17 protein-coding genes are annotated in these 14,913 nt (G+C 72.7%); 8 read left to right on the forward strand and 9 right to left on the reverse strand.

Features of this window, described 5'->3' with window-relative positions; translation table 11 throughout:
* The first annotated feature begins 127 nt into the window (after positions 1–127).
* Positions 128–1,408, forward strand: coding sequence for an alpha/beta hydrolase (locus OG386_RS04960; RefSeq protein ID WP_328786931.1), 1,281 nt, complete (start codon positions 128–130; stop codon positions 1,406–1,408).
* On the opposite strand, the gene OG386_RS04965 is transcribed toward OG386_RS04960, so the two are convergent.
* The gene (locus OG386_RS04965; protein WP_328786932.1) at positions 1,386–2,861 is read right to left on the reverse strand and encodes a carboxylesterase/lipase family protein; all 1,476 of its coding nucleotides are present in this window, start codon (positions 2,859–2,861) and stop codon (positions 1,386–1,388) included. The two genes, OG386_RS04960 and OG386_RS04965, sit on opposite strands and share 23 nt — an antisense overlap.
* Before the next feature lie 107 nt (positions 2,862–2,968).
* Here OG386_RS04965 and OG386_RS04970 point away from each other — a divergent pair, with 107 nt between their 5' ends.
* Both OG386_RS04970 and OG386_RS04975 read left to right on the forward strand, forming a co-directional pair.
* The gene (locus tag OG386_RS04970) at positions 2,969–3,292 is read left to right on the forward strand and encodes a hypothetical protein (RefSeq protein WP_328786933.1); all 324 of its coding nucleotides are present in this window, start codon (positions 2,969–2,971) and stop codon (positions 3,290–3,292) included.
* Between the two features lie 97 nt (positions 3,293–3,389).
* Positions 3,390–3,674 carry a chaplin gene (locus OG386_RS04975; RefSeq protein ID WP_328786934.1) on the forward strand — a complete coding sequence of 95 codons (285 nt, stop codon included), beginning with the start codon at positions 3,390–3,392 and terminating at the stop codon, positions 3,672–3,674.
* A gap of 106 nt (positions 3,675–3,780) precedes the next feature.
* On the opposite strand, the gene OG386_RS04980 is transcribed toward OG386_RS04975, so the two are convergent.
* From OG386_RS04980 to OG386_RS04990, 3 genes are read right to left on the reverse strand one after another with little or no spacing between them, the layout of a single operon-like run.
* On the reverse strand, positions 3,781–4,644 hold the full coding sequence (locus tag OG386_RS04980) for a tyrosinase family protein (RefSeq protein WP_328786935.1): 864 nt from the start codon (positions 4,642–4,644) through the stop codon (positions 3,781–3,783).
* A gap of 30 nt (positions 4,645–4,674) precedes the next feature.
* Positions 4,675–5,043 carry a tyrosinase family oxidase copper chaperone gene (locus OG386_RS04985; RefSeq protein WP_328786936.1) on the reverse strand — a complete coding sequence of 123 codons (369 nt, stop codon included), beginning with the start codon at positions 5,041–5,043 and terminating at the stop codon, positions 4,675–4,677.
* 59 nt (positions 5,044–5,102) lie between these two features.
* The gene (locus OG386_RS04990) at positions 5,103–5,636 is read right to left on the reverse strand and encodes a GNAT family N-acetyltransferase (RefSeq protein WP_328786937.1); all 534 of its coding nucleotides are present in this window, start codon (positions 5,634–5,636) and stop codon (positions 5,103–5,105) included.
* Between the two features lie 103 nt (positions 5,637–5,739).
* Here OG386_RS04990 and OG386_RS04995 point away from each other — a divergent pair, with 103 nt between their 5' ends.
* Positions 5,740–6,225, forward strand: coding sequence for a DUF2975 domain-containing protein (locus tag OG386_RS04995; RefSeq protein WP_328786938.1), 486 nt, complete (start codon positions 5,740–5,742; stop codon positions 6,223–6,225).
* The gene (locus OG386_RS05000; protein ID WP_266607641.1) at positions 6,225–6,446 is read left to right on the forward strand and encodes a helix-turn-helix domain-containing protein; all 222 of its coding nucleotides are present in this window, start codon (positions 6,225–6,227) and stop codon (positions 6,444–6,446) included. Before OG386_RS04995 ends, OG386_RS05000 begins: the two co-directional genes overlap by 1 nt.
* A 72-nt stretch (positions 6,447–6,518) precedes the next feature.
* Here the strand turns inward: OG386_RS05000 and OG386_RS05005 are convergent, their stop codons facing one another.
* The 4 genes from OG386_RS05005 to OG386_RS05020 form a co-directional block, all read right to left on the reverse strand.
* A complete protein-coding gene (locus tag OG386_RS05005) occupies positions 6,519–7,472 on the reverse strand; it encodes an IS481 family transposase (protein WP_328786939.1) in 954 nt (317 codons plus the stop codon).
* Positions 7,473–7,613: 141 nt separating this feature from the next.
* Positions 7,614–8,729: an acyl-CoA dehydrogenase family protein gene (locus OG386_RS05010; RefSeq protein WP_328786940.1), complete on the reverse strand. Its 1,116-nt coding sequence runs from the start codon at positions 8,727–8,729 to the stop codon at positions 7,614–7,616.
* A complete protein-coding gene (locus OG386_RS05015; protein ID WP_328786941.1) occupies positions 8,726–9,919 on the reverse strand; it encodes an acyl-CoA dehydrogenase family protein in 1,194 nt (397 codons plus the stop codon). Before OG386_RS05015 ends, OG386_RS05010 begins: the two co-directional genes overlap by 4 nt.
* Positions 9,916–10,893 (reverse strand): NADPH:quinone oxidoreductase family protein, encoded by a 978-nt coding sequence (locus tag OG386_RS05020; protein ID WP_328786942.1) that lies wholly within the window; start codon positions 10,891–10,893, stop codon positions 9,916–9,918. Before OG386_RS05020 ends, OG386_RS05015 begins: the two co-directional genes overlap by 4 nt.
* 212 nt (positions 10,894–11,105) lie before the next feature.
* Here OG386_RS05020 and OG386_RS05025 point away from each other — a divergent pair, with 212 nt between their 5' ends.
* The 3 genes from OG386_RS05025 to OG386_RS05035 all read left to right on the forward strand — a co-directional run bounded on the left by OG386_RS05025 (position 11,106) and on the right by OG386_RS05035 (position 14,085).
* The gene (locus tag OG386_RS05025; protein ID WP_328786943.1) at positions 11,106–12,257 is read left to right on the forward strand and encodes a hypothetical protein; all 1,152 of its coding nucleotides are present in this window, start codon (positions 11,106–11,108) and stop codon (positions 12,255–12,257) included.
* An 85-nt stretch (positions 12,258–12,342) separates the two neighbouring features.
* Positions 12,343–13,248 carry an SDR family oxidoreductase gene (locus OG386_RS05030; protein ID WP_328786944.1) on the forward strand — a complete coding sequence of 302 codons (906 nt, stop codon included), beginning with the start codon at positions 12,343–12,345 and terminating at the stop codon, positions 13,246–13,248.
* A gap of 36 nt (positions 13,249–13,284) precedes the next feature.
* The gene (locus tag OG386_RS05035; protein WP_328786946.1) at positions 13,285–14,085 is read left to right on the forward strand and encodes a hypothetical protein; all 801 of its coding nucleotides are present in this window, start codon (positions 13,285–13,287) and stop codon (positions 14,083–14,085) included.
* Here OG386_RS05035 and OG386_RS05040 read toward each other — a convergent pair.
* Complete coding sequence (locus tag OG386_RS05040) at positions 14,072–14,905, reverse strand: enoyl-CoA hydratase/isomerase family protein (protein WP_328786947.1); 834 nt, start codon at positions 14,903–14,905, stop codon at positions 14,072–14,074. The genes OG386_RS05035 and OG386_RS05040 overlap by 14 nt on opposite strands.
* Positions 14,906–14,913: the final 8 nt, after the last annotated feature.

A 14,913-nucleotide genomic window follows, 5' to 3' on the forward strand; every position in this document is an offset into this window, starting at 1 on the left:
CAGGGCACCCCAAGAGTAGGGAAAGTACGGAACCCTGACATGCTTTCGTTCATCCTTCGAACGGAAGGACCCAGCAGTCAGACCACCCCGCCCCCCTGGGGCAGCACCAGCCGGAGAGCCACCGCACATGTCGTACGCACCCGACGGGCAGCAGTACCAGCCGTACCGGCCGGAAGGACAGATACCGCAGCCGCCCCACGGCGACCAGTACGGCCAGCCGTACGGACAGCAGCCGCCGCCCGGCCGCCCCCAGCAGCCGTACGGGCAGCAGGCGCAGTACGCACCGCAGGAGCAGTACGGGCAGCAGCCGCAGTACGGGCAGCAGGGCCACCACGAGGAGCCCGAGCAGCCGCGCCGCAGGTCGCGGGGGCGCCGTTGGCTGATAGCGGGCGCGTCCGTGCTCGCGCTCGCCGGCATAGCCGCGCTCGTGCTGAACCACTACGAGATACCCCCGTTCACCGACAAGGGCTCCTCGGTGTCCTTCGGGCAGACGCCCGCGGGGGGCGGCAAGAAGAACGACGCTCCGCCGCCGAACTCCAAGATGCTCATGCCGACCGGACCGGCCGCCGAGTTCAAGAACACGATGACCCTCCCCGACGGCACGCACGTGGCCGTCACCACGTTGGACGGCAAGAAGTCCGGCTTCAAGGGCAAGGTCTGGGTCTGGGCCCCCAAGGAGTACAACGACCCGAAGTTCGCCAAGAGCGGCTTCCCGGTCATGATCGCCCTGCCGGGCGGCGCCGGTTACCCGAGCAACTACTGGATGGGCACCGACCTCGGTCTCCAGACCAGCATCAGCAAGTGGTACGCGGAGGGCAAGAGCAAGCCCTTCATCCTGGCGATGCCGGTCCTCAACCCCGCGCCGGACGACAAGGGCGTCTACTGGGACGGCTCCGACATCCCCGGCCAGCCCAAGATGGGCACCTGGCTGACCGAGGACGTCCCGGACCTGATGAAGGCGAACTTCCGCACCGTCAAGTCCCGTGACGGCTGGGCCTTCATGGGCTCCTCCACCGGTGGATTCGCCGGCCTGAAGGCCGTGCTGAAGCACCCGGACAAGTTCAAGGCCGTGATCGCCTCCGGCCCGGACGTCGTCCCGGACTCCTCCCTGTGGAAGGGCCACGACAAGGAGAAGGCCGAGAACAACCCGGAGCTGTTGGCGAAGCAGCTCATCGACACCAAGGGCCCCGAGGTCTACCTCGCCTTCCAGGTCGGCGACAGCGAGAACAACAAGAAGACCCTGCCCGACGTGCAGAAGTTCGTCGCCACCTACGGCAACAAGGGCCCCATCCACGCCGAGTTGAAGGTCATCAAGGGCGGCCAGCACAACGCCAAGACCTATGTGCCGAACATGGGCGAGGGACCGGTCCAGTACATCAGCAAGGTCATGGAAGGGCCCGTCGAGTAACCACCGACGCCCCCGCACCATCGAGCGACGGCCCGCCGAACACCTTCGGCGGGCCGTCGCCGTTCCAGGCCGCCCAGCCCGGGCGGCCCGTCACCGCGAACCGCACCCAGGCCGCGTGCATCTCGTCCGCCAGCGCCTGTGGGGTGTCCGGACCGGCCAGCCAGGCGGCCTCCGGTACGGCGAGCGTGTCGAACACGAAGCCCAGCTCCAGGGCGTGGCAGGAGCCCAGGCCCGGAACGCCGGAGGGCCAGCCGAACTCGTACAGGAAGCTCGGCGCCGCCCGCCGCGCCCCGGCGAGCCGGCGCAGCGGGTCGCGCAGCAGCCGGTCGGTGAGCAGCTGTCCGGCGAGTTCGGCGGGGCTCGCCGCGGGCAGCGCGGCGCGCAGCGCGCGTACGGCCGCCCGGTCCTTGCCGGAGCGGGCGCGGGCCAGCGCCACGGCGACCGGGCCGAGCCGGTCCAGCAGCCGCATCCCGCCGGTGGGGGCGAGCCACAGCCGGTACTCCTCGCGGGTCCAGCCGAGGAGCAACGGCACCTCGTCTGCGGCGGCCGCGGCGCACAGGGTGTCGAGGGGGTCGGCCGGGACCGTGTCCGGGTCGGTGACCAAGCCGAAGGCGGGTCCGCCGAGGAGGGGACCCGATCTGCGCAGGACGGCCGCCTGGGCGGCCATCAGGTCGGGCAGGGAGGCGGCGGTGAAGGCCGCGGCAGTGGCCTCCACCTTCAGCAGCGAGGCCATCCGCCGGACCATGGCGCGCACCCGGGGGCGCGGCAGGGCCTCGGGGGCCCCGCTCTGCAGGACCGCCCGGTGGAAGAGGCCGACCGCGCGCGGGGCGGCCAGGAGGGCGCCGATGCTGATGGCCCCGGCGGATTCGCCGAAGACGGTGACCCGGTCGGGGTCCCCGCCGAAGGCGCCGATGTTGTCGCGGACCCAGGCGAGGGCGGCGATCTGGTCCAGCAGGCCGCGGTTGGCGGGGGCATCGGGGAAGAGTCCGTACCCGAGGACGCCGAGGCGGAAGTTGAAGGAGACGAACACGACCCCGTCGCGGGCGAAGGCGGAGCCGTCGTACACGGGGACGGCCGCGGAGCCGCGGGTGTGGGCCCCGCCGTGGATCCAGACCATGACGGGCAGCCGGGCCCCGGGGGCCGGGTCGGGGGTCCACACGTTCACGTTCAGGCAGTCGTCCCCGGGGATCACCGGGTCGGGCAGCAGGGCGGCGAAGGCGTCCGGGTAGGGCACCTTGGGCGCGGTCGGCCCGTATGCGCCGGCATCGCGCACGCCGTCCCAGGCGGCCGGGGGCGCAGGCGCCGCGAAGCGCAGGGCTCCGACGGGCGGGGCCGCGTACGGGACGCCCTTGAAGACGGCGCTCCCCCCGGGCCCGGTCCGGCCCTCGACGACACCGGCCGCCGTCTTGACCTGCGGCCGGCGGCGGCCGTCGGCGGCGCCCTCTGCGCTCATCTCGTCCTCCTGCGATGACGGTGCCGGTCACACCGTCGCACCGTCGCACAGCCGTCCAACGGGTGACAAGGCGTGACCGGGCCCACGCCCGGCCCGGTTGGACGGGCATGCGATTCCTGCGTATCCACCATGCCGTGCCCGTCGCCCTGCTGCTCGCGGGCGCCACGCTCGTGTCCGGCCCGGCCCTGGCCGCCGGGGCGGACTTCCAGTACGTCGGCCAGGACGACCGGGTCCACGGCCTCACCGCGCCGAGGGGGTGCGTCGAGGCGGAGGGCGGCGGCGCCCGGGCGGTCACCAACGGGACCGGGAGTTCGGCGACCCTCTTCGAGGGCCCCCGGTGTTCCGGCCGGGCCCTGCGGGTCCTTCGGCCCGGTGAGGTCGGCCAGGTGCGGCCGTACTTCGCCTCCGTCCGGTTTTCCGTCACCGGGTAGGCGCACGGGCCGTGACCCCTTGGCCTTCCCCGCGTTGTATGCCATGTCAAATGCCACAGGTCCTGTGGCGCCCCACACATCTCATGAGGAGATCTTGATGTCGCGTATCGCGAAGGCATTCGCCATCACCGCTGTCACCGGCAGCGCCGTGGTCGCTGGTGCGGGTCTGGCTGTCGCCGATGCCGGAGCGCACGGTGCGGCGGTCGGCTCCCCCGGTGTCCTGTCGGGCAACCTGCTCCAGGTTCCGGTGCACGTCCCGGTCAACGTCTGCGGCAACACCGTGAACGTGATCGGCCTGCTGAACCCGGCGTTCGGCAACACCTGCGTCAACGCCTCCGGCGGCGGCGACCACCACACCCAGGGTGGCGACTACGGCCACTGATCGGCTGATCGGCTGATGGACGGAAGGGCCCCCGCCGGGTGGCGGGGGCCCTTCCCCCGTGTCCGCACGTCCGCGCGCACGGCGGGTAGGCACCGGGCCGCGCGCGTCATTCGTAGCGGTACAGGCCCTGGTGGCCGAGCATCTCGCGCGGGGTGACGTTCCACGGCGGCATCGGCTCGTCGAGGGCGATCACCCGGCCGCGTTGGAAGTCGCCGAGGGCGAGCGGGGCGGCGGGCAGGTAGCCGGAGCCGGGGTGCTTGGCCTGCCAGCGGTCCCAGATCAGGTCGACGAAGGCGTGGTGCAGCCAGAACGCCGGGTCGTTGGGCGCCGTCCCGCCGGTCATGTGGCCACCGATCCACTGGTGGACCTTGTTGTGGTTGCGCCAGCGCTCGCTCCTGGGGGCCGACCAGCCCTCCAGCTTGTTGCGGAAACCGCCCGCGGTGGCCGTGGAGTCCCAGGGCGAGACGTCGTAGGTCGGGTCGTCGATCGCCCACTGGAGTTCGGCGGTGGTGGGCAGGGTGATCGGATTCTGCGGCCGGCCGAGGTTGCGGGTGAGGAACGCGGACTCGGTGATGCCCACGGTCACCGTCCAGTTGCCCGTGTCGTAGGCGAACGGCCCGGTCATCACCTTGCGGTCGCTCGCCCGGCCGGTGCCGCCGAGGAAGTCGTCGGCCCAGAGGGAGGAGACGGGGCTGGTGTCAGCGGTCCAGTCCCAGTACGGGACGCTCACGCCGGGGTCGATCTCCTGCAACTGCCGTTCGAACTCCAGCAGATAGCGCCGGTGCCACGGGAAGAAGGACGGGGACATGTGCCCGACGCGCAGCTTGCGGTCGCGGTCGGGCACGAAGTACTTGTCGTGGGTGCGCACGAGGGCGTCGTAGGCGCCGCTGCGCTTGAGCTCGAGGACCGCCGCCGTGAAGCGCTTCTTCTGGGCGCCGGTGAGGTTCTTCTGGTTCTGCCGGGTGTGCAATGCGGGGTTCCTCCCGTTCCCGTGAATCTGTCAGCCGTGGTGCGGGGCCGCGAAGGCGAGCTGGGCGGTGCCCAGTTCGTCGACGGCGGCCCGGGCCAGTTCCAGTGGCGTGGAGTAGGACTGGAAGTGGTTGATCCCGCTGAGGTAGCTGCCGTCGGCCCGGCGCATGACGTGCAGCGGGCGGCCGTCGATCCGCACTCCGGCGACGTCGACGGCGATGTGCCGGCCGCGGTAGGTCTCCTCCTCGGCGAGCGGCGCCGGGGTGAGGGTCTGCCGGGGACGTCGGGCGCGCAGCACGGGGGCCAGGGCCGCGGCCGTACCGGCGAGCACGGCTGCGGTGAAGGCGGTACGGAGAACCGCGCGACGGGTCAGTGGTGCGGCGGGCGATGCTGCGGACATACGGTCTCCCTCGCTCGGTGGCCGGCGGCTACGGGTCTAACGCCGCGCGGCGGACGAGGTCACCCGTGGGTACCGCGGAGCTGCTTGTAGAAGAGGGTCGTGGGGCGGAGCCGGCCCGCCGGGTCGGTGGCGTAGTCGGGGATGGTGCCGGCCTCCGTCCAGCCCGCGCGGCGGTAGACGCGCTCGGCTCCGCTGCCGGTCTCGGTGTCCAGGAACAGCAGCACCACTCCGGCTCGGGCGGCGGCCGACTCGGCCTCGGCGAGCAGGGTGCGGGCGGTGCCCCGACCGCGGGCGGCCGGGTGGACCATGAGCTTGCGCAGCTCGGCGCGGTGGCGGCCGTTCGCCTTGGTCTCCCGGTACCAGCTGACGGTGCCGTCGATCCGGCCGCCGGTGCGGGAGACCCACAGCGCGAGGGAGCCCTCCTCGACGGCGGGCAACAGGGAGTCCCACCAGGCGGCGGCGCCCTGGTGGTCGAGCCCGGCGAGGAAGCCGAGGGACGATCCGCCGTCGACCACGGCGAGCAGCAGGGCGGCGAGTTCGTCGCGGTGGGCGCGCAGACCGGCGGCGGAGAGCGCGGTGATGGTGGCCGTCATGCGGCGAGCATACGGATCATGCGATCGGGCCCTTCGTCGGACCCCTTGCCCTACCTATCGAGAATCGATAGATTCCCATCGTAAGTCGATGGAGGGATGGGTCATGGGGAAACTGACGGTGGGTGCGTTGCGCGCCGTGCTCGCGGTGGTGCTCGTCGGCACCGCTTTGGTACAGGTGTTGATGGTGTGGGCGTTGGCCACCGACCCGGAGGACGGAACGCTCCCCCTGACCCCGATGCGCGTGATCACGATCCTGGGCATGGTGGCGGCCCAGGTCGCCCTGGTCTGCGTATGGCGGCTGGTGACGATGGTGCGGCGCGGAACCGTGTTCTCCCCCGCCGCCTTCCGGTACGTGGACGGCGTGATCGGCGCGATCGTGGCGGCCGCGCTGTTGTGGTTCGCGGTCACGGCCGTCAATGCGCCGGGCCAGCGGGAGGACCCGGGCGTCACCGTCATCATGGGCGGGATCGGCCTGGCCATCCTCGGGGTCGCCCTCATCGTGCTCGTACTGCGGATGCTGCTCGCCCAGGCCGTCGCGCGCGACGTCGAAGCGACGCAGCTGCGGGCCGAGCTGGACGAGGTGATCTGATGCCGATCGCCGTCGACATCGACGTGATGCTGGCCAGGCGGAAGATGTCCGTGGGCGAGCTCGCGGACCGGGTGGGGATCACACCCGCCAACCTGGCGGTACTGAAGAACGGCCGCGCCAAGGCGGTGCGCTTCGCGACGCTCGCCGCGCTCTGCGAGGTGCTCGAATGCCAGCCGGGCGACCTGCTGCGCTGGGAGTCCGAGGACGTAGCCGACGGATGACGCGCCCCGGGGCGGACGGGGTGCGTTCCGTGCCCGCACCGGCCGTTCGGCCCCTGCCCGGCCGGCCCGGCGCTAGGTGTATTGACCCGCAGGGTTGTTCACGCGGCTGATGGGTGGCTTGCCGTCGAGTGCGGTGTGGCAGCGGTGATGGTTGTAGGTGTGGAGGAAGTCTGCCAGGGCCGCGGTCCGCTCGTCGTTCGAGGTGTAGGGCCGTAGGTAGGCCCACTCGTCGAGGAGGGTGCGGTTGAAACGTTCGACCTTGCCGTTGGTCTGAGGCCGGTAGGCACGGGTGAGCCTTCCGGCAGCGCCGAGGTCGGCCAGGACGGCCTTCCAGGCCAGGCCTTTGCGGTAGGCCCACGCGTTGTCGGTGAGAACGCGTTCGATGCGGGTGATGCCCTGGGTGTGGAAGAACGCGGCGGCGCGTGTGAGGAAGCCTGCGCACGTCGCGACTTTCTCGTCCGGGTGGATCTCGCTGTAGGCCAGGCGGGAGTGGTCGTCGACCGCGGAGTGGACGTAGTCGAAACCCATTCCCCGCACTGGCCTGCCGACGTTGCGGCCCAGGAAGCGGTGGCCGCCGCCGTCGGGGATCCGGCCGAGCTTCTTCACGTCGACGTGGATGAGCTCGCCGGGTCGCTCGCGTTCGTAGCGGCGGATCGGGGTGCCGGTCGGGCGGTCGATCCAGGCCAGGCGGTGCAGACCATGCCGGGTCAGAATGCGGTGGACGGTCGAGGCGGGCAGTCCCAGGACCGGGCCGATGCGGGCGGGCCCCAGTTTGCGGGTCCGGCGCAGGTCACAGACCCTCGCCTCGATGGCGGCCGAAGTCCGGTGCGGTGTCGTGCGTGGCCGGCTGGATCGGTCGTGCAGTCCGGCCTCGCCTTCCGTCCGCCACCGGCGCATCCATTTGTGGGCGGTGGCCCGCGATATGCCCATCTCGGCGGCCACGTGGGCGACCGGGCGGCCCGATACGACTCGTTCGACCAGCAGGCGCCTACCGAAGACGGTCAGCCGGGCATTACGGTGGGACACGAAGACCTCCGTGCGGTGAGTTCCTAGACAGCTCCCACCACACCGGAGGTCTTCGCCATGTTCAAGACCTGCCGAGTGTCAACAACGCTCGTGATCAATACACCTAGGTCCTGTCGGCCTAGGCCGGCCGGGGCGAGACGCCTACGGCGCCGGGAGTTCCGCGAAGTCCGCGACCAGGCCGCGGTGGTGGCCAGCCGTGCCGAGGGCCAGGGAGTCGGCCTTGGCCCGCTTGAGGTAGAGGTGGGCCGGGTGTTCCCAGGTCATGCCGATGCCGCCGTGCAGCTGTACGCACTCCTCGGCGGCGCGGACGGCCACGCCCGAGCAGTAGGCCTGGGCCACGGCGACCGTCAGCGGGGCGTCGGGGGCCTCAGCGGCCAGGGCATCGGCAGCGGCCCTCGCCGCCGCGCGCGCGGAGGCCACGTCGAGCCAGAGCCGGGCGAGGCGGTGCTTGAGGGCCTGGAAGGAACCGACGGGGCGGTTGAACTGGTGGCGGCCCCGGACGTGGCCGACCGTCTCCGTCAGGCACCACTCGGCGAGCCCGAGCTGCTCGGAAGCGAGCAGTCCGGCCCCGGAGAGCAGGGCTCCGGCGACCGCCGCCCGGGCCGTTCCGGCATCGGCGAGACGGGTGCCGGCCGCGGCCTCCAGGGTGACGGTGGCGAGCGGGCGGGTGAGGTCCAGCGGGACCCGCGGGGTCAGCCGGGCCGCGGCGGCCGGGACGGCGTACAGCCCGGTGTCGGCCAGGACCAGCAGGACGTCGGCGGCCACCGCGTCCGCCACGGAGGTGACCGTCCCGGTCAGCGCCCCGCCCCCGAGGTCCCGGACGGGGGCCGGGAGGGGCGCGCCCGGAGCGAGCGTCAGCGGCACGGCCGGAACGCACACCGTGCTGCCGGAGGCCAGCTCCCGCAGCAGCGGGGCGGATTCCGCGGTGTCGCACCCGAGCAGGATCTCCGTGGCGAGCACGGAGCTCGTCAGGTACGGGACGGGCGCCACGGCCCGGCCCAGCTCCTCCAGGACCACGGCCGCCTCACGGTGGCTCGCGCCCTGCCCGCCGAGCTTCTCGGGGACGAGGAGACCGGCCGCGCCGATCCGGGCGGCGAGGGTGGACCAGAGCGCCGGGTCGTGCGGCCGGCCCGTCTCGGCCCGGTCGAGGACGCCCTTCGCGTCGCAGCGGTCGGTGAGGAGTGCGCGTACGGCGGAGCGGAGCTCCTCCTCGGTCCCGGAGTAGAGCAGGTCGGTCGGTGCCGCCGCGATGGTCATCGGCTCAGGTCCTTCCAGGCGAGGTCCTTGTCGTCGCGCGGCTCGGGGGGCAGGCCGAGGACGCGTTCGGCGACGATGTTGAGGAGGATTTCGCTGGTGCCGCCCTCGATGCTGTTGCCCTTGGCGCGCAGGTAGCGGTAGCCGGCCTCGCGGCCGGTGAAGTCGACGCCGTCGGGCCGGCGCATGGTCCAGTCGTCGTACAGGAGGCCCTCCTCCGCGAGGAGTTCGACCTCTAGCCCGCTGATCTCCTGGTTGAGCCGGGCGAAGGTGAGCTTCATGCCCGATCCCTCGGGGCCGGGCTGTCCGGCGACGAGCTGCTGGCGCAGCCGTTCCCCGGTGAGGCGGGCGACCTCGGCCTCGACCCACAGTTCCAGCAGTCGCTGGTGGAGGGCGTGGGTGCGCAGCTCGGGGCGGTCGCGCCAGGCCGCGGCGACGGGGGCGATCATGCCGCCCTCGCGCGGGATGCGCATGCCGCCGATGGAGACCCGCTCGTTCATCAGGGTGGTGCGGGCGACCGCCCAGCCCTCGCCGACGGCGCCGAGGCGGTGGGAGTCGGGGATGCGGACGCCGGTGAGGAAGACCTCGTTGAACTCGGCCTCGCCGGTGATCTGGCGCAACGGCCGGACCTCGACGCCCGGGGCGTGCATGTCGCACAGGAAGTAGGTGATGCCCTGGTGCTTGGGGAGCCCGGGGTCGGTGCGGGCGATCAGGATGGCCCAGCGGGCGGTGTGGGCGCTGGAGGTCCACACCTTCTGTCCGTCCACGATCCAGTCGCCGGAGCCGCTCTCGCGCACCGCGCGGGTGCCGAGCGCGGCGAGGTCGGAGCCGGCGCCGGGCTCGCTGAAGAGCTGGCACCAGACCTCCTCGCCGACCCACAGGGGCCTCAGGAAGCGCTGCTTCTGCTCGTCGGTGCCGTACGCGAGGATCGTGGGCGCGGCCATGCCGAGGCCGATGCCGATCCGGCGCGGGTCGTTGTCGGGTGCGCCGGCGGCCTCCAGTTCGGCGTCGACGACGGCCTGGAGGGAGCGGGGCGCGCCGAGTCCGCCGAGGCCTTCGGGGTAGTGGACCCAGGCGAGTCCGGCGTCGAAGCGGGCGCGCAGGAATGCGGTGCGGTCAGTGTCGGCGGGCGGGTGCGCGGCGAGCAGGTCACGGACGCGTGCGAGCAGGTGCTCGGCGGTGGTCGCGGTCATCGGGACACACCCGGCTGCCGGGGCATGGCCAGGACGACCCGGCCGGTGGTGGTCCCGTCGGCGAGGCGCTGCACGGCGTCGGCGACGCCGGGGAGTGCGACGAGTTCGCTGATCAGGGGCTTGATGGTGCCGTCGGCGGCGAGGCGGGTGAGTTCGGTGTGGCAGGCGAGGATCGCGGCCGGGTCCTTGGTCGCGTACAGGCCCCAATGGAGGCCGAGGATGGAGTAGTTCTTGACGAGGGCGTGGTTGAGGGCGGGGGCGGGGACGTCTCCGCTCGCGAAGCCGACGACGACGATGCGGCCCTCGAAGGCCACGCACTTGGCGGAGGCGGCGTACGAAGCTCCGCCGACGGGGTCGTAGACCACGTCGGCGCCGCGCCCGCCGGTGAACTCCTTCACGCGGGATACGACGTCCTCGGTCGTGCGGTCGATCACCAGGTCGCAGCCGAGTTCCTCGGCGGTGCGCACCTTGGCCTTGCCTCCGACGACCCCGATGACGGTGGCGCCGGCGGCCTTGCCGAGTTGGACGGCGGCGCTGCCGACCCCGCCGGCGGCGGCGTGCACGAGCAGGGACTCGCCCGGCTGGAGGCGCGCGCGGCGGTGCAGGCCGAACCAGCCGGTCTGGTAGCCGATGTGCAGGGCCGCGGCCTCGGCGTCGTTCAGGCTCTCGGGGGCCGGGAGCACGGCCCGCTCGGACGCGATCACGTACTCCGCGAAGCCGCCGTGGGGCAGGCTCGCGGTGGCGATGACGCGGCGGCCGTCGTCGGTGAGGCCGCAGATCTCGACTCCGGGGGTGAAGGGCAGCGGCGGGCGGATCTGGTACTGGCCGCGGACGAGCAGCGCGTCGGGGAAGTTGAGGTTCGCCGCGAGGACCTGCAGCCGCACCTCGCCCTCGTCGGGTACCGGTTCGGGAATCTCTTCGAGGCGCAGTGCCTCTCGGGGTTCGCCGGGGGTATGTACTCGCCATGCCTGCATCCGGGGCCTCCAGCCGCCGTCGAGGAACCACGCTCCGCGGGCATACTAAGCAGTCGCTTGCCTCTCTGGGAACCACCGGTCAGGGTGGAGAACCCTCCGGAGCGAGTCGACACGCGTCATTCAGGCCACATCCGTCTCAAGATCAGGCAACATGTGGCGTGCACGTGTCATGACTCAACGGGGAACAGCACCTGTCCAGGGGGGACAACCACATGAGAAGAAGCATGTCCGCGGCCGGAGCCGCGATCGTTCTGGCGGGCCTGATCACCGCGGCCGGCCCGGCCGCGGCGGCGGACACGGGGGCCTCCTGCACCCCGGGGATCGAGATCCTCCCGGCGCTGGCGGGTGCGACCGGTTCCACGGCGACGGGCTTCGGCACCGGCGGGGTCGTGGTCGGCGACAGTGCGGGGCTGCCCGTCTACTGGACCGGCGCCGAGCACACGGTCCACGCCGTCCCGCTGCCCGCCGGCTTCGACCGGGGCAGCGTCAAGGCGGTCAGCGCCAAGGGCCTGATGGTGGGCACGGCCACCCGCACCTCGGACCGGGCCATGGTCGCCTTCACCCACCAGCGGGGCTCCACGACCTCCGAGCCGCTCACCGCGCCGGGCAAGGAGGGCCACTTCGCCGATGTCGACGTCAACGAGTCCGGGCGGGTCGTCTTCGCCGACGGGGGCGTCGCCAAGGAGTGGGTGAACGGGAAGGTCGTGCGCGAACTCCCGGTCCCGGCCGACGCGATCGCCGGCAGCACGGTCACCTCGCTGAACGGCATCAACAAGCGCGGTGACATCCTCGGCACGGTCTCCGGCTCCTACTTCGACGCCGAGAACGACATCATGGTCACCAAGACGTTCCCGGTGGTCTGGCCGGCCGGCGGCGGCTACCCGCCCTACAGCCTCCAGGTGTGGAACGGCTACCACTCCTCGTTCGTGACGGCCGGCCGGGACATCGACGACCGCGGCCGGGTGGTGGGCCTCGAGGACTACTACTACCGCAACGACCCGAGGCTGACGCCGGCCGTCTGGAAGAAGCCGTACGACGCCCTGCCCACCGACCCGGGCCGGGCCAAGGGCTACCACGACCTGGAGCTCTCCGGCAGCAGCCCGACCACGAACGTGGCCGTCGGGACGGCCACCAACTTCGAGGAGAGCTGGCCCAGCTTCTTCCAGGCCGTCTACTGGCCCGGCAAGGGGGAGCCGCTGGTGCTGCCCTTCCCCGCCGGAACCTCGGGCGTGCCGCTGAGCCGGGCCTTCGCGGCCACCGACGACGACCGCGTCGCCGGCATGATCACCGACCGGGAGACGCGGGACGGCAAGGCCGTGGTCTGGACCTGCGCGAGCAAGCAGGCGTACGCCCCGAAGGGCTGACCGCCCGGGGGTCCCGGACCCCCGGTCCCGAGCCGGTCCTGTCCGGGGGATGGTCATCTCGGCGCCCGCGCGCTATCGATGCCCCATGACGGACGAGATCCGGCGCGGGCTGCCCGCGCCACCGGCGCTCGGCGCCGCCGCCCTGCCCTCCGGGACCTTCGAGGGCCAGGTGGTCCTCGTGACCGGCGGCGGCACCGGGCTGGGCAAGGCCATCGCCGCCGAGTTCGCCCGGCTCGGCGCCGATCTGGTGATCGCGAGCCGGCGCGCCGAGCAGCTCAAGGCGGCGCGCGAGGAGTTGGCGGCCGTTCCCGGCGCGGGCCGGGTGACGGCCGCCGTCTGCGACATCAGGGATCCCGAGCGGGTCGCCGAGGTCTTCGACGCCGCGCAGGCGGCCTTCGGCCTGCCGGACGTGTTGGTCAACAACGCGGCCGCGAACTTCCCCTCCCCCGCGGAGGACCTCTCGCCGAACGCCTGGCGGGCGGTCGTCGACATCACGCTGACGGGGACCTGGCTGATGACCCGCGAGTTCGGCCGCCGCCACCTCGCCGCGGGCACCGGCGGCTCGATCGTGAACATCGGCGCCTCGTACGCCTGGACGGGCGGGCCGGGCTTCGCCCACAGCGCCGCGGCCAAGGCCGGGGTGAAGAGCTTGGTGGAGACGCTCGCCGTCGAGTGGGGCCCGTACGGCATCCAGATCAACGGGCTCGTCCCCGGGCTCGTCCCGCACGCCGACATGACCGCGGACATCCGGGGCGGCCTGGAGCGCGCCGCGCCCGACGCGAGGGACGCCCGCCAACCCGCCCTGCGGGTCGGCGCGCCGCGCGAACTGGGTTGGGCGGCCACCTTCCTGGCCTCGCCGTACGCCCGGTTCATCACCGGGCACACGCTGGTGGTGGACGGCGCGAACTGGCAGCGCCGGTCGGTGGTCAACCCCGAGGTGGTACCGGTCCGCACGCAGTTGGGTCGCGGCCCCTTCACCCCCTCCCCCTGAGCACCGGTTGTCAGTGGGCGGTGCGAGGATCGGACCATGTCTCTCGCCGATCTGACCCTTGACCGCTGGCGCTCGCTCGACCCGGCCGCCGCCGGACGCCTCGCCCACGAGGCCGCCGCGCAGGTGGGCGGCCGGGTGGTGCTGTTCGACACCGTCGGACACCTGGGCGGGACGCTGCACCGCGTGCGCATCGAGCGCGAGGGACGCGAGTTCGCCCTCGTACCCGGCGGGACCGTGCGGCTGGGGTTCGACCTGGACGCCTGGGAGCCGACGCCCGCGCAGGCCGCCGACTACGCGGCGAGCGTGGTGGAGGGGTACGGATACGGGCACGCGGACCTCAAGGCCTATCTCGCCGACGTGCTCAGCCCGCCGCGCACCGCGACGCTGGCCACCGTGCTCGTGGCCGTGGAGGACGAGGCCCTGACCGAGTCGGCGGCCGACGTGCCGGCGGCGCTCGCGGCGCGCGGGCTGCGGATACCCGGCGCCGACGAGTGGGAGCACGCCTGCGGAGCCGGGGCCGGCACCCTGTTCCGGTGGGGGAACGAGTGCCCCCTGGACGAGCCGTCGTACGGGAACGGCCGCGTGCGCCACGAGCCGAACGCCTTCGGTCTGCACATCGCCTACGACAGCTACGGCACGGAGCTGAGCGCGGACCCGACCGCGGTGCACGGCGGTGACGGCGGCGAGGCCGTCTGCGGCGGGTACGGCGATCTGCTCGCGTGGCTGCCGCTGGCCACCGCCAACCGCAACCCGTCCATGGCCGATTTCGTGTACGGACCGGACGGCGAGGGCATGTACGAGGAGTTCTCGACCCGGCCGGTGCTCAGCCTCCGCTGAAGCGCGGGGGCCTGCGGGCCGCCTTGGCGGTGTAACCCTCCCTGCAGTCCTCCGAGGTCAGGGTGAGGGCCGCGGTCATCGCCACCCGGTCGAGGGCCGCGGGGAGGGCGGCATCGGCGTAGCCGTCGATCGCGCGCTTGATGCCCTGGACGGCGAGCGGCGCGTTGGCGGCGATCTCCCGCGCCACGGCGCGGGAGGCGGCCTCCAGCTCCTCGCCGGGGACGACCAGCTGGACGAGATGGAGCCGCTGTGCCGTCGCGGCGTCGACCCGCCGGCCCGTCAGGGCCAGGTACTTGGCCCAGCCCGCCCCCGCCTCGCGGGCGATGCGCAGGTCGCCGCCCGCGTCCACCGCCACGCCCAGCCCGGCTTCCGGGAGCGCGAAGACGGCGTCCTCGGCCGCCACCCGGACATCGGCCATCAGCGCCAGCTCGAAGCCGAAGCCGAGGCAGTGGCCCTGGACGGCGGCCACCACCGGCTGGGGGAGGCGGGCGAGGACCGCGAACCGCTCGTGCACCCAGCGGATGCCCTCGTAGTAGTTGCGGGTGCGCTCGGCCGGTGAGGCGCCCGTGATGGCGCCGCCCGGGGCGGTCACGTCGATGCCGGCGCAGAAGGCCCGGCCCTCGGCCCGCAGCAGCACCGCCCGTACGGACGCGTCGAAGCGGATCCGGTCCGCGAGCAGGCCGAGCTGGCGGGTGGACTCCCAGCTCCAGCCGTTGAGCTTGTCCGGGCGGCACAGGGTGAGGATGGCAAGGCCGTCCGCGACCTCCAGCCTGATCCGCTCCTCGCCCTCCGCGATCTCCGTGGAGATGGTGTCGATCACCGTGTCCC

It is taken from the genome of Streptomyces sp. NBC_00273, from assembly GCF_036178145.1.
Lineage (GTDB): Bacteria > Actinomycetota > Actinomycetes > Streptomycetales > Streptomycetaceae > Streptomyces.

What these genes read in the sequence shown, in the direction of transcription:
- OG386_RS05015 (WP_328786941.1), bottom strand. Translation starts at nt 9,919, where the DNA reads ATGACCGCGACCACCGCCGAGCACCTGCTCGCACGCGTCCGTGACCTG.
- OG386_RS05010 (WP_328786940.1), bottom strand. Translation starts at nt 8,729, where the DNA reads ATGACCATCGCGGCGGCACCGACCGACCTGCTCTACTCCGGGACCGAG.
- OG386_RS04970 (WP_328786933.1), top strand. Translation starts at nt 2,969, where the DNA reads ATGCGATTCCTGCGTATCCACCATGCCGTGCCCGTCGCCCTGCTGCTC.
- OG386_RS05025 (WP_328786943.1), top strand. Translation starts at nt 11,106, where the DNA reads ATGAGAAGAAGCATGTCCGCGGCCGGAGCCGCGATCGTTCTGGCGGGC.
- OG386_RS05020 (WP_328786942.1), bottom strand. Translation starts at nt 10,893, where the DNA reads ATGCAGGCATGGCGAGTACATACCCCCGGCGAACCCCGAGAGGCACTG.
- OG386_RS04975 (WP_328786934.1), top strand. Translation starts at nt 3,390, where the DNA reads ATGTCGCGTATCGCGAAGGCATTCGCCATCACCGCTGTCACCGGCAGC.
- OG386_RS04965 (WP_328786932.1), bottom strand. Translation starts at nt 2,861, where the DNA reads ATGAGCGCAGAGGGCGCCGCCGACGGCCGCCGCCGGCCGCAGGTCAAG.
- OG386_RS05030 (WP_328786944.1), top strand. Translation starts at nt 12,343, where the DNA reads ATGACGGACGAGATCCGGCGCGGGCTGCCCGCGCCACCGGCGCTCGGC.
- OG386_RS04990 (WP_328786937.1), bottom strand. Translation starts at nt 5,636, where the DNA reads ATGACGGCCACCATCACCGCGCTCTCCGCCGCCGGTCTGCGCGCCCAC.
- OG386_RS05035 (WP_328786946.1), top strand. Translation starts at nt 13,285, where the DNA reads ATGTCTCTCGCCGATCTGACCCTTGACCGCTGGCGCTCGCTCGACCCG.
- OG386_RS04995 (WP_328786938.1), top strand. Translation starts at nt 5,740, where the DNA reads ATGGGGAAACTGACGGTGGGTGCGTTGCGCGCCGTGCTCGCGGTGGTG.
- OG386_RS04960 (WP_328786931.1), top strand. Translation starts at nt 128, where the DNA reads ATGTCGTACGCACCCGACGGGCAGCAGTACCAGCCGTACCGGCCGGAA.
- OG386_RS04985 (WP_328786936.1), bottom strand. Translation starts at nt 5,043, where the DNA reads ATGTCCGCAGCATCGCCCGCCGCACCACTGACCCGTCGCGCGGTTCTC.
- OG386_RS05000 (WP_266607641.1), top strand. Translation starts at nt 6,225, where the DNA reads ATGCCGATCGCCGTCGACATCGACGTGATGCTGGCCAGGCGGAAGATG.